This is a genomic window from Pseudoduganella umbonata, assembly GCF_014192225.1.
Classification (GTDB): domain Bacteria; phylum Pseudomonadota; class Gammaproteobacteria; order Burkholderiales; family Burkholderiaceae_D; genus Rugamonas; species Rugamonas umbonata.
The window spans coordinates 54,769-75,221 of sequence record NZ_JACHXS010000016.1 but is presented as its reverse complement, the minus strand read 5'-3'; the positions used below and the strand labels follow the sequence as shown (position 1 = coordinate 75,221).

Here is a 20,453-nt window from a genome sequence, read left to right as displayed (position 1 = left end):
CCGTTCAGTAGTTTTGTCATGACCGAAAAAATCATCATCCTCGCCGACGGCCGCAGCCGGCCGCCGGCGATTCCGCCTGCCTTCGAAGCCCCCACCGGCGAAGTGCGCGACCGGCTCGCGCGGCCGCTGCGCGACCTGCGCATCTCGATTACGGACCGCTGCAACTTCCGCTGCGTGTATTGCATGCCGAAGGAAGTGTTCGACAAGGATTACCAGTACCTGCCCCATTCGTCGCTGCTGACGTTCGAGGAAATCACACGCCTGGCGCGCCAGTTCGTCGCCCATGGCGTGGAGAAGATCCGGCTGACGGGCGGCGAGCCGCTGCTGCGCAAGAATATCGAACGCCTGATCGAGATGCTGGCCGCGCTGCGCACCGTCGACGGCAAGCCGCTCGACCTCACCTTGACCACCAACGGCTCGCTGCTGGCACGCAAGGCCAGGGCATTGAAGGAAGCGGGCCTGCAGCGGGTCACCGTGTCGCTGGATGCGCTCGACGATGCCACGTTCCGGGCCATGAACGACGTGGATTTTGCCGTTTCCGACGTGCTGGAGGGCATCGAGGCCGCGCACGACGCCGGCCTCGGTCCGATCAAGGTCAACATGGTAGTGAAGGCCGGCACCAACGAGCAGGAAATCCTGCCGATGGCGCGGCACTTCCACGGCACGCCGCACATCCTGCGCTTCATCGAATTCATGGACGTGGGCGCCTCCAACGGCTGGAACATGAAGGATGTGATTCCGTCCGCCGAGATCGTGCGCCGCATCGGCGCCGAACTGCCGATGGTGCAGATGGATCCGAACTACACGGGCGAAACGGCGGCGCGCTGGCGCTATGCCGACGGCGGCGGCGAAGTTGGCGTGATTTCCAGCGTCACGCAGGCATTTTGCCGCGACTGCACGCGGGCGCGCCTGTCGACCGAAGGCAAGCTGTACACCTGCCTGTTCGCCACGCAGGGCCACGACCTGCGCGCGCTGCTGCGCGGCGGGCACAGCGACGAGGAACTGGCGGCGGCGGTCGGCGCGCTGTGGCAGGCTCGGGGCGACCGCTACTCGGAGCTGCGCACCATCAATACCGACGGGCTGTCGGGCAGCGGCGCGCGCAAGGTCGAGATGTCCTACATAGGCGGATAAAATCGCGGTGATGACATTCGCGGCGACCGCATGCGCCGCGAGGAATGTGCGTTGATTATTGACGGGGGAATCAATTGAGCGACAACGACGTCAGCGGCCTGATCTTCGCGGGTGGCCGCGGCAGCCGCATGGGCAACGTGGACAAGGGCCTGCAACCGTTCCGGGGATCCACGCTGGTGGCGCATGCGCTGCAGCGCTTCGCGCCGCAGGTGACGGCGCTGACGATCAGCGCCAACCGCAGCCATGAAGCCTATGCGGCGCTGGGCGCCCCGGTGCTGGCCGACGACCTGGCCGGCTTCGCAGGCCCGCTGGCCGGCCTGCAGGCGGGCTTGCGCCGTTGCGCCACGCCGCTGCTGGCCACGGTGCCGTGCGATTCGCCGTTCCTGCCGGAGGACCTGGTGCAGCGGCTGCGCGATGCGCTGCTGGCGCAGGATGCCGACCTGGCGCTGGCCGTGACGATGGAAGCGGACGACACCGGCGCGGCGCGCAAGCAGGCGCACCCGGTGTTCTCGCTGATGAAGACGGGCGTGCTGCCGCGGCTCGACGCCTACCTGGCCCGCGGCGGCCGCAAGATGGATGGCTGGCACGAGGGCCTGAAGGTGGCCGAAGTGCTGTTCACCGATGCTGCGGCGTTCCGCAATATCAATACGCGCGAAGAGCTGCTCGCCGAAGAGCGCGCCAAGCGGCTGGCCGATCTCACCACCGATCTCGATCCCGGCGCGATGCCGGTACGGCGCGCGCGGCAAGTCATCGAGCAATTCGTGCGCCCGGTGCGCGGCGTGGAAAAAGTGGCGCTGCGCGCGGCGCTGGGCCGCGTACTGGCAGAGGATGTGATTTCGCCGATCAACGTGCCCGCCCACGACAATTCGGCGATGGACGGCTTTGCGTTTGCGGGCGCCCAGCTGTCGGCCGATCATCCGACGAAACTGAAGGTGATCGGCACCGATTTCGCCGGCCGCCCGTCCGGCCTGCAACCCGGGCCCGGCCAGTGCCTGCGCATCATGACGGGTGCAGTGATGCCGGCGGGGTGCGACACGGTGCTGCCGCAGGAACACGCGGCCGGCATCGACGATGACTGCCTGACGATCGCGCCGCGCAGCGTGCGCCCCGGCGACAACCGCCGGCTGGCAGGCGAGGACCTGATGGCGGGCCGCCCGGCACTGGCCGCCGGCAAGATCGTGCGCCCGGCGGACCTGGGCCTGATCGCCTCGCTCGGCATTGCCGAGGTGCCGGTGCGGCGACGCGTGCGCGTGGCGTTCTTTTCCACCGGCGACGAATTGCGCTCGGTCGGCGAGCCGCTGGCGCAGGGTTGCGTGTACGACAGCAACCGCTACACGCTGTTCGGCATGCTCACGCGCCTGGGTTGCGAACTGGTCGACATGGGGATCGTCAAGGACGACCCGGCCGCGCTGGAGGCGGCGCTGCGCGATGCCTGCCAGAGCGCGGACGCGATCGTCACTTCCGGCGGCGTGTCGGCCGGCGCCGCCGACTACACGCGCGACATCATGGCGAGACTGGGCGAAGTGGCGTTCTGGACGATCGGCATGCGCCCCGGCCGCCCGATGGCGTTCGGGCGCATCGGCGCCGACGGCCACGATGCCTTCCTGTTCGGCCTGCCCGGCAATCCGGTGGCCGTGATGGTGTCGTTCTACTTCTTCGCCCGCCCCGCCCTGCTGCGGATGATGGGCGCCGACGCGCCGGCCGACCTGCTGGTGCAGGCGCGCTCCGCCGAGCCGATCCGCAAGCGCCAGGGGCGCACCGAATTCCAGCGCGGCGTGCTGAGCATTGCTGCCGACGGCACCCGCGAAGTGCGCATCACGGGCGCCCAGGGTTCCGGCATCCTGCGCTCGATGACGGAGGCGAACTGCATCGTCGTGCTGCCGGACGAACAGGCCAATGTGGCGGCGGGGGACCTGGTGGAAGTGCTGATGTTCGAGGGACTGCTGTAATCCCATTCTTGCCACGCGCGGTGGTGGTCACAAGCCTGATCGCGCATTTCCTGTGAGAGCAATCCTCCGGACTTCCACGCGGCGACAGGCTTCGTGCCGCTGTCCAGGCTGAACGGTACCGCCCCCGCCTCCCTGCACCCGCGCCCGGCGTATTTCGCCGGCTCGCGCGCCTCCAGCATTCCTCATCCATCATTTCTCATCCATCACTTCGCATGTCCTGTCGCCGGTGCGTCGGCGGGATCGTGCTTGCCAGCTGAGGCGGACGACGGAGTGTTTCCGCCAGTGGCGCCTCGATGGACACGGATCCAGCCACGTTGTATTTCCGCACAACAATACATTCCATATTGCAATTTATGTTGCCTAGTATGCGAGCGTGAAGCATACTTTGTCTAAGACATTTTGATAAACCTGAGGCAGCCATGTCGGACGTTCGGTCAATCGCGGCAATCTCCCTGGAGACCGGGATCGCCAAGGAAGTGTTGCGCAAGTGGGAGGAACGCTACGGCTTTCCCGTGCCGGAGCGGGACGCGAGCGGCCATCGGACCTATGCGGCACAGCAAACGGTGCGCCTGCTGTTGATCAAGCGGTTGATCAACAGCGGCAAGCGTCCTTCCCAGGTGGTTCCGTTGAACGAAGAAGCCCTGCACGCGCTGCTGCACCAGCAGGACAGCCAAACGCTACCGTCCCATGCGAATACCCGTGTCGTGAGCGAGTTGATGGATCTTCTTCATGCGCGCGACCGTCTTGCGCTCGATGACAGGCTGCATCGCGAACTGCAACAGGCGGGTCTGGAAAAGTTCGTGACGGAAGTAATGAGTGCGCTGAACATTGCCGTGGGAACCGCCTGGGAACAAGGCCGGATCGGCGTCCGGGATGAGCATATGTATTCGGAATCGATTCAACGCCTCATCCGGCAGGGTATATCGCGGGTCGCCCGGCGCGAAGGCCGGCCCCGCATGCTGTTCACCACGCCGTCTGGCGAGCTGCATACGCTCGGCATCCTGATGGTGGAGGCGCTGGCTTCGCAGCATGGGGCGTGCTGTATTTCGCTGGGCGCCCAGACGCCTGTCGAAGAGATACCCCTCGCCGCCGCCGACTGCGACGCCGATATCGTCTGTCTTTGCTTCAGTGCGGCATTCCCCAAGCGCCAAATCGTTCCGTACTTGAGAGAGCTGCGCAGTTCGATACCGCCTCGCGTGGAGATCTGGACAGGCGGCGCAGGTACAGGTGGCCTCGATCGTTTGCCCAGGGGTATCAAGGTACTGCCGACGCTCCAGGGTGTGATCGATGCCGTGCAGGGTTATGGCGTGCCAAAAAGCCGGCGGTCGGGGCGGCAAGGGCTGAACGGTCCACCGCGCACCGCCCAGGAAGAACCGTCGAGGCAGGAGAGGAGTCTTTAACGCGTACATGTCCGCTTCCAGCCCCCGCTGCCGGCCCCCGCTGCCAGCACCATCTTTACCGATTACAACTTTTACCAGTGAGGCAATGAAATGTCCATCAACCAGCTCGTCTACATCAGCCAGGCAGTGCGCAAAATGTCCGCCGAGGATCTGCACGCGATCCTTCACACCGCCAAGAGCAACAACCAGCACATCGATGTCACCGGCAGCCTGTTCTACAACGGCGGCTGGTTCATGCAGGTACTGGAAGGCCCGCTGGAGACCTTGAATGCGTTGTACAAGAAGATCGAGAAGGATCCCCGTCACAAGAATTCGCGCATCCTGTACAACGAGCCGGCAAAGTTCCGCACTTTTACGCGCTGGAGCATGAACATGACCAACCTGGAAAACCGGCAAGCGGATAAATACGATCAGCTGGTGGAAGTCATCGACGCAGCGACAACCGATCGCAAGATCGGTGCGGCATCTCCCGCGGTCACTCTGCTGAAAATGTTCAGGGAATAATCGCCGGCGCCTGGCGCCTCATTCGGCGTTCGTCCCTGCCCCCATCGCGCCCTCCCCGAACAGCCGCGCATCCATCGTCTTTACCTCCGCCGCGATGCGCGGCACGAAATCCATCTGCGCCAGGATATCGCGCTCGATATCGATTCCCGGCGCGACCTCGACCAGTTCCAGCCCCTGCGGCGTGAGCCGGAACACGCACCGCTCGGTGACGAACAGCGCTTCCTGCCCCCGCTCCAGCGCCACGGCGCCGCTGTACGTACGGTGCTCGACCTCGTGCACGAACTTGCGCGCCCCGCCTTCGCGCACGATGCGCAGGCTGCCGCCGCCGATCGCCACGTCCAGCGCGCCGGCGGTGAACGTGCCGATGAATACCACCTTGCGGGCGCTCTGGCTGATGTTGATGAAGCCGCCGGCGCCGGCCAGCTTGCGGCCGAACTTGCTGACGTTCAGGTTGCCCTGCCGGTCGGCCTGGGCCAGGCCGAGGACCGCCACGTCGAGCCCGCCGCCATCGTAGAAGTCGAACTGGTAGGGCTGGTCGATGACGGCGTCGGCGTTGACGGTGGCGCCGAAATCGAGCCCGCCTGCGGGCATGCCGCCGATCACGCCCGGTTCTGCCGTCAGCGTGAAACGTTCCAGCATGCCTTCCTCGGCGGCCACCGCCGCCACGCCTTCCGGCATGCCGATGCCCAGGTTGACCACGTCGCCGTCGGCCAGTTCCAGCAGCGCGCGCCGGGCGATCACCTTGCGGGCGGACAGCGGCATCGGGGCATAGCCGTCGAGCGGCACCCGCAGCTCGCCGGCAAACGCGGCATCGTATGACGTGCCGAACGTTTGCATGTGATATTCGGGTTTCTCGGCAACCACCACGCAATCGACGAGGATGCCGGGGATACGCACCTGGCGCGGCGGCAGCGTGCCGCTCGCCGCCAGCCGTTCCACCTGCACGATGACGATGCCGCCGCTGTTGTGGGCCGCCATCGCGATCGCCAGCGCTTCCAGCGTGAGCGCCTCGCGCTCCATCGTCACGTTGCCGGCGGCGTCGGCCGTGGTGCCGCGGATGATCGCCACATCCACCGGAATCGATTTGTAGAACAGCCATTCCCGGCCGCCGATCGTCGTCAGTTCGACCAGGTTCTCGGTCGTGCGGCCGTTGACCTTGCCGCCGCCGTGGCGGGGATCGACGAAGGTGCCCAGTCCCACGTGCGTCAGCAGGCCGGGCTTGCCGGCCGCCGTGTCGCGGAACAGCTGGCTGATCACGCCCTGCGGCAGGTTCCAGGCTTCGATGCGGTTGTCGATGGCGAGGTGCTGCAGTTTCGGCACCAGGCCCCAGTGCCCGCCGATCACGCGCCTGACGAGGCCTTCATGGCCGAAATGGTTCAGGCCGCGCTCGCCGCCATCGCCCTGGCCGGCCGCATACAGCAGCGTGAGGTCGCGCGGGCTGCCCTGGGAGGTGAAGCGGCGCTCGAGGGCGACGGCCACGTTTTCCGCGAAGCCCACGCCGACGAAGCCACCGGTGGCGACCGTATCGCCATCGCGGATCCTGCCAACCGCCTCCTGGGCACTGACGATCTTGTTGCGATGGGACGGCATGGCGGTCTCCTGAGAAATTTAACTGTCGTTAATGTTCTTCGGTTCGGTTCAGCTCAGTTCGGTTCAGCCCAGTTCAGTTTAGTTTAGTTCAGTTCGGCTCAGTTCCGTTCAGTTCGTCGAGCCCGATGTCGGCCTGCCGGCCCAGCAGCAGTTCCGCCGCCTCGGCCGGCAGCGCCTCGACGGATTTCAGCTTCCTGGCCATCTGGCGGCTGCGCACTTCGGCTGTTTCGATGTTCTTCGCGGCCCGCTCCAGCGTGGTCTTGGTGGCCGCCAGCACGTCGCCGAACTTGCCGAATTCCGTCTTGACCGCACCCAGCACCTGCCACACCTCGGACGAGCGTTTTTCCAGCGCCAGCGTCCTGAATCCCATCTGCAGGCTGTTCAGCAGCGCGGTCAGCGTGGACGGGCCGGCGATGCTGATGCGGTTGACGCGCTGCAGCTCGTCCGCCAGGCCGGGGCGCCGCATCACTTCCGCATACAGCCCCTCGGTCGGCAGGAACAGGATCGCGAAATCGGTCGTCTGCGGTGGGCAGACGTATTTGTCCGCGATGGTTTTCGCTTCGCTGCGCACCGCCCGTTCCAGCTCGCGCCCGGCCAGCGCCACGCCATCCGCATCGGCCCGCTCGGCCGCTTCCAGCAGCCGCTCGTACTGCTCCTTCGGGAATTTGGCATCGATCGGCATCCACACCGGCGGCCCGCCCTCCTTCTGGCCCGGCAGTTTCAGCGCGAATTCCACGCGCGCATTGGTGCCGGCCACCGTTTCGACATTTTTAGCATATTGGTCCGGCGTCAGCACTTGTTCGAGCAGCATTTCAAGCTGTACTTCACCCCACGTGCCGCGCGTCTTCACATTGGTGAGCACGCGTTTCAGGTCGCCCACGCCCAACGCCAGCTGCTGCATTTCGCCCAGGCCCTGGTGCACCCGCTCGAGCCGGTCCGACACCTGCCTGAACGATTCCGTCAGCCGCGATTCCAGCGTGGCATGCAGCTTCTCGTCGACGGTCTGGCGCATTTCCTCCAGCCGCGCGCCGTTATCGGCCTGCAGGTCGCGGATGCGCGTTTCCAGTGTCGCGCGCACTTCCGCCATGCGGCGCGCGTTCGATTCGGTCAGGACCTCGATCTGGCGGCGCATGCCGTCCAGCTGCTGGACGGTGGCGGCATGGGCCTGGGCCAGCGTGTGGCTCATTTCCTGCCGCTGTGCCTGGGCGGTGGCCTGCAGCTGCATGCGCACCTCGCGCTCGACCCGTTCCAGCCGCTCGCCGATGTCGCCGGGGCCCTTGTTGCCATTGCCGCGTAACAGGATAACGACCTGCAACGCAAGGATTGCGATGGCCAGCACCAGCAATGCGTGGATTTCCATGATTCAGTTTGCTTGATTCGCCCAGGTTCGGGCTCGGTTCAATCCGCGCGCTTAATTTGCACGGTTAATTTGCGCGGTTAATTTGCGCGGTTAATTTGCGCGGTTAATTTGCGCGCTTATTCTGCAGGGCCGATCTGCGCGGTCTTTCTGCGCAGTCAGCCTGCGCAGTCAATCCGCTTTATTGCGCATCCAGTCGGCGGTCTGGTAGAACGACTGCATCAGCCGCAGGCGCAGGTCCTCGGCGATGCCCACGTCTTCCATCGCCCACGCCATTGCGCGCAGCCACTGGTCGCGTTCGCTGCTGCCGACGGGGAACGGCAAATGCCGGGCGCGCAGCCGCGGGTGGCCGAACTGCTCCTGGTACAGGTCCGGGCCGCCCATCCAGCCGGTCAGGAACCAGTAAAGCTTGTCGCGCGAGCCATCCGTGGAGGGTGGATGCATGGCGCGGATCCCGGCAAATTCCGGCTCCAGTTCCATCAGATCGTAGAAACGATCGACCATCGCGCGGAGCTTTTCCGCGCCGCCGATGGTGTCGTAGAGAGTGCGTGTTTCAGTGCGTGATTCGGTCATGCCTTCCATGATAGCGCAATGCACGTAAGCAGATTGATCCAAATCAATCCACCATGCGATACCGCTCAACACGGCTGGGTTTGATAGGAAGATGGTCGCTTGTCTCGAGCCATTCAAACAGCCATGGGTCACGATGCTTTCGAACGCGCGGCCGGCGGCTTCATCGGCCGGCTGGCGCGGCGCCACCGCGGCGGCGAACGTGCGGCCATCCAGGCCTTTGTCCTGGGCTGGCTCAGCCTGGTTCTCCACCCCCTCTACTTCGTGGTGTTCACGTGGGTGTTCCCGCAACCCTACGAAAGCCCGGCGCTGCGGCTGCTGGGCACCGCGGTCGGCGCGGCCGGCATTGTCGCCGCGCGCTACCGTACCCGCTGGTGCGAGCTGTATGTGCCGGTCGCGCTCACCTTCGTGCTGCCGTTCTTCGGTTCCTACATGTTCATGATGAATGGCGCTTCCAGCGCGTGGACACAATGCCTGACGGTGATGATCGTCGGGCTGTTCCACTTTCCCACCGGGCTCGCGCTGCGCTGCTATGCGGGCGGCATCGCGCTGGCCTGCCTGTGCGTGGTGTTGCAGGACAACGGCGGCGTGATCCTGTCGCAAGGCGTGCTGGAGCAGTTACCGGTGCATGCCATGATCGTCCTGCTGCTGGGCCTGGCCCGCTTTTCCCGCGTGGCGCTCGAGCAGGAAAAAATGGCCGGCCTGGGCGAAGGGCTGGGCGCGGTGGCGCACGAGATGCGTACGCCGCTGGCCGCCATGGAAGCGAATGTGCGGGGCCTGACGCGGATGCTGCAGGCGCTGCCGGCCGGCCAGCCGGACGAACTGCGCCATGCGCTGGGCCGCGTGCAGTACGAAGTGCGCCACATGAACCACCTGATCGACCTGTTCCTGCTGTCGGCCAACGCCGTGCGGCGGCGCCACGAGCCGTTCGAGACGGTATCGATGGCCGATGCCGTGCAGGCCGTGCTGCGCCGCTATCCGTTCACCAGCCAGGAACAGAGCGAGACGGTGACGGTGGAGGTGCGCGGCAACTTTCGCTTTTCCGGCCAGCACGAGCTGACGGTCGTCATCCTGCTGAACCTTCTGCGCAACGCCCTCAAGGCGATCCACCGGGCCGGCAAGGGCCGCGTGCGCATCGTCGTCGACGGCAACCGCAAGGTTCCCCGGCTGCTGTTCATCGACACGGCCTGCGGCATCGCGGCACGCCGCCTGCCGCTGATCTTCCAGCGCTTCTACGCCTACCCCGCGCACAACGGCACCGGTATCGGCCTGGCCCTGTGCCGGCAGATCATGCGTGCATGGCATGCCGAAATCCGCTGCCTGTCGCGCGAGCATGCCTACTCGATCTTCGTGCTGGAGTTTCCGGTCCAGCGCAGCACTCCGCCATCAGGTGCCCCATGAGACTTCCGATCCTTTCCCATCCGACCACGGTCGTGCTGGTGGACGACAGCGACTCCTTCCTGAAAAGCCTGTCGTTCCAGCTCGACCCGCTGTTGCCGAGCAAGACCTTCCACGACACGGCCGTGGCACTGGACTGGTTCGCGCGCAGCACCCGGCGCGAAGACCTGCCGCTGCACGTGGATTTCGACAGCCTGAGCCAGTCGCCCGACCAGCCCAACGTGGCGGTCGACATGCGCCGCATCCACCGTGTGTGCGAGCAGCCGCTGCGCTTCACGATTCCCTCCGTGCTGGTGGTCGATTATTCGATGCCGCAGATGAACGGCGTGGAGTTCTGCGAGGCGCTGCAGCACCTGCCGACAAAGAAGATCCTGTTTACCGGCGCGGCGGACGAGAAGATCGCGGTGGATGCGTTCAACCGCGGCCTGATCGACCGCTACATCAAGAAAAGCGACGACGACGCGCTCGACCGGCTGGAGCTTGAAATCGGCAACATGCAGCGCGCCTTCTTCCTCGACTACGCGCAAACGCTGGCCGACATGCTGGCCCTGCACGACTACAGCTTCCTGCGCTGCCAGGCGATGGCCGCGGTGGTGCGGGAACAGTACCGCCAGCATGGCTTCGTCGAGCATTACCTGTATCCGGGCCCGGCCGGCATCCTGTTCTTCGACCGCTACGGCCGCGCCAAGCTGATGGTCATCGAAACGGAACAGGGCATGTGCGCGCAGTACGAAGTGGCGCGCGACAACGATGCACCGCACTCGCTGCTGCTGGCGCTGTCGGAGCGGCGCGTGCTGCCGTTCTTTCCGCCCGGCGACGGCATGTATTCCACCGAAGCGGGCGACGAGTGGCATCGCCACTGCCGCGCGCCGCAGGTGTGCATGGGCCGCGAAAAATACTACTGGGCGCTGTTCGATTTCCCCGAGCACTACCTGGCCGCGCCGCCGGCGCGGTTCGAGCAGTTCCTGAATGCGCGGCAGGCCGATGCCTACCTGGCGGCGTGAGGCAAAGGCAGCCGCCGACCGAAGGTGTCGGACACTGTTTTCTGGGCGCCTGTTCCAGAAAATGGTGTCGGACACCGGTTTTCTCCCTGATATCGCTGCCGAAAAACCGGTGTCCGACACCATGAAGCCGGTGTCCGACACCGCGACTTCGGCGCCGGTCAGGCTTCCCGCAGCGTCTGCAATGGCGGCTGCCGCAGCACATTGCGCAGGCCCAGCCAGCCGCCCACCGCGGCGCAGATAGCACCCACCACCACCCCGGCCATCCACGCGGTGGGGCTGAAGACCCAGTCGAACTTGAACTGGTATTTCGCCAGTCCCCAGCCCATCGCCGCGGCGCCGGTCGCGGCCAGCAGCCCGGCCAGCGAGCCCACCAGCAGGAACTCGATCATCTGCGCGCGCGACAGCTGGCGCCGCGTGGCGCCCAGTGCGCGCAGCAGGCCCGATTCGCGGGTGCGTTCATCCTGCGAGCCCATCAGCGCCGCGTACAGCACCAGCAGGCCGGAGGCGAGCGTGAAGCCGAACAGGAATTCCACCGCCTGGATCACCTGGTCGAGCACGGACTGGATCTGGCGCAGCACGCCGCCCACGTCCACCACCGTCAGGTTCGGATAGTCGCGCGACAGCTGCGTGCCCAGCGCGGTGGCCTTTTTCGGCAGGTGGAACGACGTGATCCACGTCTGCGGCGTGTCGGCCATCGCGCGCGGGTTGATGATGACGAAGAAGTTCACCCGCATCGAGCCCCATTCGAGCTTGCGCAGGCTGGTGATCTTCGCTTCCACCGGCGAGCCGGCGATGTCGAAGCGCATCGTGTCGCCCAGCTTCAGGCCCAGCGTCCTGGCCAGGCCTTCCTCGACGGAGGCCTCGGCGCTGCCGGGCGCGTCGTCATACCATTTGCCGGCGGTAATCCTGTTTTGCGACGGCATCTCGCTCATCGTCGACAGGTTGAACTCGCGCTCGGCCAGGCCGCGCGCCCGGCCCTCCGGATAGGTGGCCGGCGTGATCGCCTTGCCGTTGACGGCGGTCAGGCGGCCGCGGATCATCGGGTACAGCGGCGCTTCCAGGGCCCCGCCGGCGCGCAGCTTGCCGGCGATTTCCTCTTTCTGGTCGGGCTGGATATTGATGATGAAGTGATTCGGCGCATCCGGCGGCGTGGCATTGCGCCAGGACGTCATCAGGTCGTCGCGCACGATCGTCAGCACCAGCAGCGCCATCAGTCCCAGCGCCAGCGACACCACCTGCACCACCGTGGCGCCGGGGCGCCGCTGCAGCGACGTGACGGCAAAACGCCATGCCGGATGCTTCAATGTCGTGCGCAGCGACTTCAATGCCGCCAGGCCGCCATAGCCGGCCAGCGCGAACAGGCCGAACGCGCCGACGAAACCAAGCGCCGTGTACAGCGCCAGCTTCAGGTCGCCTGCCTGCCACAGCAGCAGCACGACGAAGGCGGCAAGGCCGAGGCCGTATGTGGCCAGCGCCATCGGCTGCGGCGGCGCCTGCTCGCGGCGGATCACGCGGTTGTGCGGCACGTTGCGCAGCTGCAGGATCGGCGGCAGTGCGAAACCGGCCAGCAGCAGCATGCCGGTGGCCAGCCCCTGCAGGGCCGGCATCACCGATACCGGCGGCAGGTCCGCCTGCACCAGGCGGCCCAGCAATTCGAGCAGCACGAAATGGCTGCCGAAGCCGACCAGCACGCCGATCACGCTGCCGGCCAGGCCCACCAGCAGGAATTCGATCAGGTACATCGCCGTGACCTGGTTCTGGGTCAGCCCCAGGCAGCGCAGCATGGCGCACGCGTCGAGGTGGCGCAGCATGAAGCGGCGCGCCGCCATCGCCACCGCCACGGCGGCCAGCATCGCCGACAGCAGGCCCACCAGCGACAGGAAGCGGTCGGCCCGCTCCAGTGTCTCGCGCATCTCCGGGCGGCCGTCTTCCAGCGTGTCGATGCGGATATTGCGTGCCTTGCCGGCATTGATCTCGCCGCGCAGCCATTCGGTGAAGTCCTTGACGGCGGCGCGGCCGTCCGGCCCCTGCCCCGCCGCCAGCAGGCGGTAGGTGATGCGCGAGCCGGTCTGCACCAGGTTGGTTTTCGCCAGCTCGTCGTGCCGCAGCATCACGCGCGGCGCGAAATTGATGAAGCCGGTGCCGCGGTCCGGCTCGGCGGCGATCAGTTGCGCGATGCGGAACGTGGCGTCGCCCACCCGCAGGTTGTCGCCGATGCGCACGTTCAGCGCGCGCATCACGGCCACGTCGATCCACACGGTGCCCGGCGCCGGAATGTCGGGCGCCGGAGCGCCGACGTTCTCGTTCGCCTGGTCCGGATCGGTCGTTACCTTCACGCGGCCGCGTAGCGGATAGCCCTGCCCGACCGCCTTCAGCGACGCCAGGACCGATTGCGCGGCGTCGCCCTCGCCGGCCTGCGCCATGCTGGGGAAGACGGCCGTATCGGACAGCACGAGGCCGCGGCGCGCCGCTTCATCGCGCCATGCGGACGACAGCTGCTGGTCGCCGGCGATCACGAGGTCGGCACCGAGCAGCTGGTGGGCATCGCGGTTCAGGCCGGCGCGCAGCCGGTCGATGAAGAAGCCGGCCGACGACAGCGCGGCCACGGCGACGATCAGCGCGACCAGCAGGAAACGCAGCTGGCCCGCGCGCCAGTCGCGCGCGGTCATGCGGAGGGCTTGAAGGAACATGGTTGCTCAGTTGATCAAACGACGTCGAACGCGGCGAAATACGCATCCACTTCGTCGAGGAACTTCTGCTTTTGCCCGGCCGGCAGGAACGATGCGGCAAAGCCGTTCCTTGCCAGCTCGTGCGCGTGCTGCAGCCCCAGCGGCAGCGAGTCGAACGCGGCCAGGAAGTTCTCGTTCAGGTAGCCGCCGAAATAGGCCGGATCGTCCGAGTTGATCGTGACGACGAGGCCGGCGTCGAGCAGCGTCAGCAGGTTGTGTTCGCCCATGTTGTCGAACACGCGCAGCTTGATGTTCGACAGCGGGCACACCGTCAGCGCCATTTTCTCGGCGGCAAGGCGGCGCGTCAGCGCGGCATCTTCCAGGCAGCGCACGCCATGGTCGATGCGTTCCACGTGCAGCACGTCCAGTGCCGACCAGATGTATTCCGGCGGGCCTTCCTCGCCCGCGTGCGCCACCAGGTGCAGGCCCAGTTCGCGGGCGCGCGCGAACACGCGCGTGAATTTCTCCGGCGGATGGCCGACCTCGGACGAGTCGAGGCCCACGCCGATGAACTTGTCGCGGTACGGCAGCGCCGCTTCCAGCGTGGCGAGCGCGTCCTCCTCGGACAGGTGGCGCAGGAAGCACAGGATCAGCGTGGCGGAAACGTCGCTGTCGGCGCAGGCGCGGTGGATGCCGTTGATCACGTCGCCGATCGGCACGCCGCGCGCCGTGTGCGTTTGCGGATCGAAGAAGATCTCGGTGTGGCGCACGTGGTCGGCTTTGGCGCGGTCCAGGTAGGCAGCCGTCATGTCGTAGAAATCCTGTTCCTTCAACAGCACGCTGGCGCCGGCATAGTAAATATCCAGGAACGATTGCAGGTCCTGGAACGCATAGGCCGCGCGCAGTGCGTCGACGGAGGGATAGGCCAGCTGCACGCCGTTGCGCTGGGCAAGCGCGAAGATCAGTTCCGGTTCCAGCGAACCCTCGATGTGGATGTGCAGTTCGGCTTTCGGCATGTTCTGCACGATGTGACGGATTTGGGTATTCATTTACGGTCCTTTGTTCGCTGATAAGGCGCATCTTATCGCAAGATGAAATGTTTTTTCAGCTCCTGCCCTGCCGCACGTTTTGTATGGTGTTCAGCACAGCTTGATCAACCATGCTACTGTGATGTCAAGCGTGAAGAAATTGGCAACAACGCTGTGAATGACGTCAGGCGTGCGCAGGTTTTTCCTTGTGAATCATGGCTTTACAGAAGAGATTGAGGATGTTGGATAATATTTTGACTTCCCGCACTATTAGCGCAATAATCGATTCCACAAGCGAATTTCACAATCGTAAGATGCGTTTCGGCGCAAACAGTTTCGACTCAAACATTCGCAAGCCGGCACCCTTCCACAGCGCCGCGAAAAAAAACTCAGCTCACGGCACGCGCAACGCGTGCTACGGACAGAAGCTGACGGTATTCATGGACAATCAAGGAGCATCACCCAGGATCAGGCCGACAGCCTTGCACGACGACTGCCGACCACAGTAAGGGAAGCCCTGCAGAACCGCCGCGCGCATCCGCCTGGATGGCGGCGCGGCAGCGATGGCGGACTTTCCGTGACGAGTAGGTTTACATCAGAGGACACGCACATGACGATCTTTGACACTTACGCAGCACGGTACGAGCGCACCCGGGAAGAGGAAATGTCCCTCTCGGAGTATCTCCAGTTATGCAAGAAGGATCACCTGACCTATGCGACGGCGGCGGAGCGGATGCTGGCCGCGATCGGCGAGCCGACGCTGGTCGACACGCGCAACGACACCCGGCTGTCCCGCATCTTTGCCAACAAGGTCATCAAGATCTATCCCGCCTTCCGCGAGTTCTACGGCATGGAAGAAGTGATCGAGCAGGTGGTGTCCTACTTCCGCCATGCGGCCCAGGGACTGGAAGAACGCAAGCAGATCCTGTACCTGCTTGGTCCCGTGGGCGGCGGCAAGTCGTCGATCGCCGAAAAGCTCAAATCGCTGATGGAACAGGTGCCGTTCTACTGCCTGAAGGGTTCGCCCGTGAACGAGTCGCCGCTCGGCCTGTTCAACGAGGCCGAGGACGGCGTGATCCTGGAAGAGGATTACGGCATCCCGCGCCGCTACCTGCGCAGTATTCCCAGCCCGTGGGCAGTGAAGCGGCTGCACGAATATAACGGCGACATCAACCAGTTCCGCGTGGTCAAGCGCTATCCGTCGATCCTGAAGCAGATCGCCATCTCGAAAACGGAACCGGGCGACGAAAACAACCAGGATATTTCTTCGCTGGTCGGCAAGGTCGACATTCGCAAGCTCGAGGATTACGCGCAGGACGATCCGGACGCCTACAGCTATTCCGGCGGCCTGTGCCTGGCCAACCAGGGCCTGATGGAATTCGTCGAGATGTTCAAGGCGCCGATCAAGGTGCTGCACCCGCTGCTGACGGCCACGCAGGAAGGCAACTACAAGGGCACCGAGGGCTTCGGCGCGATCCCGTTCGACGGCGTGGTGCTGGCCCACTCGAACGAATCGGAGTGGAAGAGCTTCCGCAACAACCGCAACAACGAGGCATTCCTCGACCGTATCTATATCGTCAAGGTGCCGTACTGCCTGCGCGTGTCGGACGAAGTGAAGATCTACGACAAGCTGCTGCGCAATTCGTCGCTGGCCGAGGCGCCTTGCGCACCGGGCACGCTGCGGATGATGTCGCAGTTCGCGATCCTGTCGCGCCTGAAGGAACCGGAAAACTCGTCGATCTTCTCGAAGATGCTGGTCTACGATGGCGAAAACCTGAAGGATACCGACCCGAAGGCAAAGTCGATCCACGAATACGTCGACTACGCCGGCGTGGACGAAGGCATGAACGGGCTGTCGACCCGCTTCGCGTTCAAGATCCTGTCGAAGGTCTTCAACTTCGACTCGACCGAGGTGGCCGCCAATCCCGTGCACCTGCTGTACGTGCTCGAGCAGCAGGTCGAGCGCGAGCAGTTCCCGCCGGAGACCGAACAGAAATACTTCTCCTATATTAAGGAGCACCTGGCGCAGCGCTACGTGGACTTCATCGGCAAGGAAATCCAGACCGCCTACCTGGAAAGCTATTCCGAATATGGCCAGAACATCTTCGACCGTTATGTGACGTTCGCCGATTTCTGGATCCAGGACCAGGAATACCGCGATCCGGATACCGGCGAGAGCTTCGACCGCGAATCGCTGAATGCCGAGCTGGAAAAGATCGAGAAGCCGGCGGGCATCAGCAATCCGAAGGATTTCCGCAACGAGATCGTCAACTTCGGCCTGCGCGCGCGCGCCAACAACGGCGGCAAGAACCCGGCCTGGACGTCGTACGAGAAATTCCGCACGGTCATCGAGAAAAAGATGTTCTCGAACACCGAAGAACTGCTGCCGGTGATCTCGTTCAACGCCAAGGCCAGCGCCGAAGATGCCAACAAGCACGCCGACTTCGTGGCGCGGATGGTGGAAAAAGGCTACACCGCCAAGCAGGTCCGCCTGCTTTGCGAGTGGTATCTGCGTGTGCGAAAGTCGTCGTAACGCTGTCGGTGCCATAATAGGTTCGACAAGCGAGTCTGGTTCACAGCAGTACCGGGCTTCGCGCTCCCGCCTGCCGGCGGGAGCGTGGTCCCCACCGCAGGAGGATTCTTTTGAGTTACCTCATCGACAGACGGCTGCAGGGTAAAAACAAGTCCGCGGTCAACCGCGAACGGTTCCTGCGTCGCTACAAGGCCCAGATCAAGGACGCGGTCGGACGCGCCATCAAGGGCCGTTCAATCACCGACATCGAAAACGGCGAGAAGGTCTCGATTCCCGTCAAGGACGTCAACGAGCCCTCGTTCGGCCATGCCCACGGCGGCGTGTGGGAAGTGGTCAATCCCGGCAACCAGGAATACCAGAAGGGCGACCAGATCGCCCGGCCCAAGGGCGGCGGCGGCTCCGGCCGCGGCAAGGCAGGCAACAGCGACCAGACCAACGAGGATGACTTCATCTTCGAACTGTCGCGCGAAGAATTCATGAATTATTTCTTTGAAGACCTCGAACTGCCGAACCTGGTCAAGACGCAGCTGACCGCCACCACCGATTTCAAGAGCCAGCGTGCCGGCTATACCGTGTCCGGCACACCCAGCAATATCCACGTGCTGCGCTCGTTGCGCGGCGCACTGGGGCGGCGCATCGCCGTGGGCGGTCCGTCGCGCAAGGCGCTGGCGGAAGCGGAGCTGGAACTGGAAACCCTGCTGCTGGCTGACGTGCCGCTGGACGATTCCCGCGTCGTCGAGCTGAAAAAGCGCATCCATCACCTGCACACCAAGCTGCTGGCGATTCCGTACATCGACCCGTTCGACCTGCGCTACAGCAACCGCATCAAGATCCCGAAACCGATGACGCAGGCCGTGATGTTCTGCATCATGGACGTGTCGGGCTCGATGGACGAGCAGCGCAAGGACACGGCGAAGCGCTTCTTCATCCTGCTGTACCTGTTCCTGAAACGGGTCTACGACAAGATCGAAGTCGTGTTCATCCGCCACCACACGGCGGCGGCCGAAGTGGACGAGCACGAGTTCTTCCACTCGCGCGAATCGGGCGGCACCGTGGTGTCGTCGGCGCTGAACCTGCTGAACAAGATCATCGACGAGCGCTACGGCGCCGGCCAGTGGAACAGCTACGTGGCGCAAGCGTCCGACGGCGACAACTGGGACAACGACTCGGTGCTGTGCCGCCAGTTGCTGACCAACACGATCATGCCGAAGGTGCAGTATTACACCTACGTGGAAATCACCGACGGCCCGCCGCAGAACCTGTGGGAGCAATATGCGCAGGTGCCCGAGATCCACCAGCACTTCGCCATGCAGAAAATTGTCACACCGGCCGACATTTACCCGGTGTTCCGCGAACTGTTCAAGAAGCAGCCTAAATAATGAACCAGATGATGAAGCGACCGCCCCACCCGCGCGCGCTGCCGGAACAGTCTGAATGGACATTCGAGCTGATCGAGCAGGCGCACGAGGAAATCAAGCGCGTGGCCGAAAGTTTTGGCCTCGACACTTACCCGAACCAGCTGGAGATCATCACGGCCGAGCAGATGATGGACGCCTACACGTCCGTCGGCATGCCCGTGTCGTACAGCCACTGGTCGTTCGGCAAGCACTTCCTGTCCACCGAAAAAGGCTACAAGCGTGGCCAGATGGGCCTGGCCTACGAGATCGTCATCAACAGCAATCCCTGCATCGCCTACCTGATGGAGGAAAACAGCCTGACGATGCAGGCGCTGGTGATCGCCCATGCGGCCTACGGCCACAACTCCTTCTTCAAGGGCAATTACCTGTTCCGTACGTGGACCGATGCGGAAGCGATCATCGACTACATGGTGTTCGCCAAGAACTACATCGCCGAGTGCGAACAGCGGCACGGCATCGATGCCGTCGAGCTGCTGCTCGATTCCTGCCATGCGATCCAGAACTACGGGGTCGACCGTTACAAGCGGCCGGCCAAGCTGTCGCTGGCGCAGGAACAGCGCCGCCAGAAGGAACGCGAAGCCTACCTGCAATCGCAGATCAATGAACTGTGGCGCACCTTGCCGCGCAAGACTGAAGAGGAGACGGTGGCGCAGGCGCCTGCCCGCTTCCCGCCCGAGCCCGAGGAAAACCTGCTGTACTTCATCGAGAAGTACGCGCCGCTGCTGGAACCGTGGCAGCGCGAGCTGGTGCGCATCGTGCGCAAGATCTCGCAGTATTTCTATCCGCAGCGGCAAACCCAGGTCATGAACGAGGGCTGGGCCACGTTCTGGCACTATACGATCCTGAACCAGCTGTATGACGAAGGCGTGATCGGCGACGGCTTCATGATGGAATTCCTGAAGAGCCACACCAACGTGGTGTACCAGCCGCCGGTGCACAGCCCCTATTACAACGGCATCAATCCGTATGCGCTGGGTTTCGCGATGATGACGGACATCCGCCGCATCTGCGAAAACCCGACGGCCGAGGACCGCGAATGGTTCCCGGACATCGCCGGCAGCGACTGGAAGCAAACGCTGCAATTTGCGATGCGCAACTTCAAGGATGAAAGCTTCATTGCCCAATACCTGTCGCCGCGGCTGATCCGGGAGTTCCACTTCTTCGCGGTGCTGGACGACGACCGCAACGAAAAGCTGTCGGTCTCCGCCATCCACGACGAAATGGGTTACCGCTACGTGCGGCAGCAGCTGGCCGACCAGTACAACCTGGGCAATCGCGAACCGAACATCCAGGTCTGGTCCGTCAATACGCGGGACGACCGTGCGCTGACCTTGCGGCATACCCAGTTCAATCGCCGCCCGTTGAACCAGCAGGCGCACGAGGTGCTCAAGCACGTTGCGCGGCTGTGGGGCTTCGACGTTCACCTCGATACCGTTTCCCCCGAAGGGAAATTGATCAGCACGCTGGAATGCAAGCGCGAGAAACGCGGCCGCCTGATCTGACCTTTCTTGCAGGGCCCCGGCGCCGGCCAGTCGAAAGACTGCCCGGCGCCGAATGTTTTGCTACTCTGTCACTGCGATCGGGGCTACACTTGGTAGCTGCGCTGATTGGCTGCGCTTTATGGGCTGTGCATTATCGGCTGCGCTTTATCGGCTGTTGATTAGCCGCACCGATTTGGCCACACTGGTTTGGCTGCTGCACTGATCCGGCTGCACTGGTTTGGCTGCACTGGTTTGGCTGCACTGGTTTGGCCGCACTGGTTTGGCTGCACTGGTTTGGCTGCACTGGTTTGGCTGCTCTGATTCGGATGCACTGGTTTGGTTGCACTGGTTTGGCTGCACTGGTTTGGCTGCACAAGTTTGGCTGCTCTGATTTGGCTGCACTGGTTTGGCTGCCCTGATT

13 protein-coding genes and 1 pseudogene are annotated in these 20,453 nt (G+C 64.1%); 9 read left to right on the top strand and 5 right to left on the bottom strand.

All coding sequences use genetic code 11. The annotated features are described in order from the left end of the window. The first annotated feature begins 18 nt into the window (after window positions 1-18). The 4 genes from moaA to FHS02_RS29390 all read left to right on the top strand — a co-directional run bounded on the left by moaA (window position 19) and on the right by FHS02_RS29390 (window position 4,984). Window positions 19-1,131 carry a GTP 3',8-cyclase MoaA gene (gene moaA / locus FHS02_RS29405; RefSeq protein WP_137314319.1) on the top strand — a complete coding sequence of 371 codons (1,113 nt, stop codon included), beginning with the start codon at window positions 19-21 and terminating at the stop codon, window positions 1,129-1,131. Between the two features lie 74 nt (window positions 1,132-1,205). After that, window positions 1,206-3,080, top strand: a complete 1,875-nt coding sequence (moeA, locus tag FHS02_RS29400) for a molybdopterin molybdotransferase MoeA (RefSeq protein WP_260115673.1) — start codon at window positions 1,206-1,208, stop codon at window positions 3,078-3,080. 419 nt (window positions 3,081-3,499) lie between these two features. Then, entirely contained in the window at window positions 3,500-4,480 is a 981-nt protein-coding gene (locus FHS02_RS29395) for a MerR family transcriptional regulator (RefSeq protein ID WP_137314320.1), read from the top strand. A gap of 90 nt (window positions 4,481-4,570) precedes the next feature. After that, window positions 4,571-4,984 carry a BLUF domain-containing protein gene (locus FHS02_RS29390; protein ID WP_137314321.1) on the top strand — a complete coding sequence of 138 codons (414 nt, stop codon included), beginning with the start codon at window positions 4,571-4,573 and terminating at the stop codon, window positions 4,982-4,984. A 39-nt stretch (window positions 4,985-5,023) separates the two neighbouring features. Here the strand turns inward: FHS02_RS29390 and FHS02_RS29385 are convergent. The 3 genes and pseudogenes from FHS02_RS29385 to FHS02_RS29375 all read right to left on the bottom strand — a co-directional run. Further along, window positions 5,024-6,574 (bottom strand): annotated as a pseudogene (locus FHS02_RS29385) (acyl CoA:acetate/3-ketoacid CoA transferase); the annotation flags it as partial. 88 nt (window positions 6,575-6,662) lie between these two features. After that, the gene (locus FHS02_RS29380) at window positions 6,663-7,934 is read right to left on the bottom strand and encodes a DNA recombination protein RmuC (protein ID WP_137314323.1); all 1,272 of its coding nucleotides are present in this window, start codon (window positions 7,932-7,934) and stop codon (window positions 6,663-6,665) included. 168 nt (window positions 7,935-8,102) lie between these two features. Next, complete coding sequence (locus FHS02_RS29375) at window positions 8,103-8,504, bottom strand: group II truncated hemoglobin (RefSeq protein ID WP_137314324.1); 402 nt, start codon at window positions 8,502-8,504, stop codon at window positions 8,103-8,105. A gap of 123 nt (window positions 8,505-8,627) precedes the next feature. Here FHS02_RS29375 and FHS02_RS29370 point away from each other — a divergent pair, with 123 nt between their 5' ends. Together FHS02_RS29370 and FHS02_RS29365 are read left to right on the top strand one after the other, a co-directional pair. Beyond that, window positions 8,628-9,902, top strand: coding sequence for a sensor histidine kinase (locus FHS02_RS29370; RefSeq protein WP_137314325.1), 1,275 nt, complete (start codon window positions 8,628-8,630; stop codon window positions 9,900-9,902). Beyond that, the gene (locus tag FHS02_RS29365; RefSeq protein WP_137314326.1) at window positions 9,899-10,903 is read left to right on the top strand and encodes a response regulator; all 1,005 of its coding nucleotides are present in this window, start codon (window positions 9,899-9,901) and stop codon (window positions 10,901-10,903) included. Before FHS02_RS29370 ends, FHS02_RS29365 begins: the two co-directional genes overlap by 4 nt. Window positions 10,904-11,061: 158 nt before the next feature. Here FHS02_RS29365 and FHS02_RS29360 read toward each other — a convergent pair whose 3' ends face one another. Both FHS02_RS29360 and FHS02_RS29355 read right to left on the bottom strand, forming a co-directional pair. Beyond that, a complete protein-coding gene (locus FHS02_RS29360; protein ID WP_137314327.1) occupies window positions 11,062-13,593 on the bottom strand; it encodes an ABC transporter permease in 2,532 nt (843 codons plus the stop codon). 14 nt (window positions 13,594-13,607) lie between these two features. Continuing rightward, the gene (locus FHS02_RS29355; protein WP_137314328.1) at window positions 13,608-14,621 is read right to left on the bottom strand and encodes an adenosine deaminase; all 1,014 of its coding nucleotides are present in this window, start codon (window positions 14,619-14,621) and stop codon (window positions 13,608-13,610) included. Between the two features lie 589 nt (window positions 14,622-15,210). Here FHS02_RS29355 and FHS02_RS29350 point away from each other — a divergent pair. The 3 genes from FHS02_RS29350 to FHS02_RS29340 all read left to right on the top strand — a co-directional run bounded on the left by FHS02_RS29350 (window position 15,211) and on the right by FHS02_RS29340 (window position 20,053). Beyond that, on the top strand, window positions 15,211-17,133 hold the full coding sequence (locus FHS02_RS29350) for a PrkA family serine protein kinase (protein ID WP_137314329.1): 1,923 nt from the start codon (window positions 15,211-15,213) through the stop codon (window positions 17,131-17,133). Between the two features lie 110 nt (window positions 17,134-17,243). Continuing rightward, the gene (locus FHS02_RS29345) at window positions 17,244-18,512 is read left to right on the top strand and encodes a YeaH/YhbH family protein (RefSeq protein ID WP_137314330.1); all 1,269 of its coding nucleotides are present in this window, start codon (window positions 17,244-17,246) and stop codon (window positions 18,510-18,512) included. Then, window positions 18,512-20,053, top strand: a complete 1,542-nt coding sequence (locus tag FHS02_RS29340) for a SpoVR family protein (protein ID WP_371861472.1) — start codon at window positions 18,512-18,514, stop codon at window positions 20,051-20,053. The genes FHS02_RS29345 and FHS02_RS29340 overlap by 1 nt, the downstream gene beginning before the upstream one ends. The last annotated feature ends 400 nt before the right edge of the window (window positions 20,054-20,453 follow it).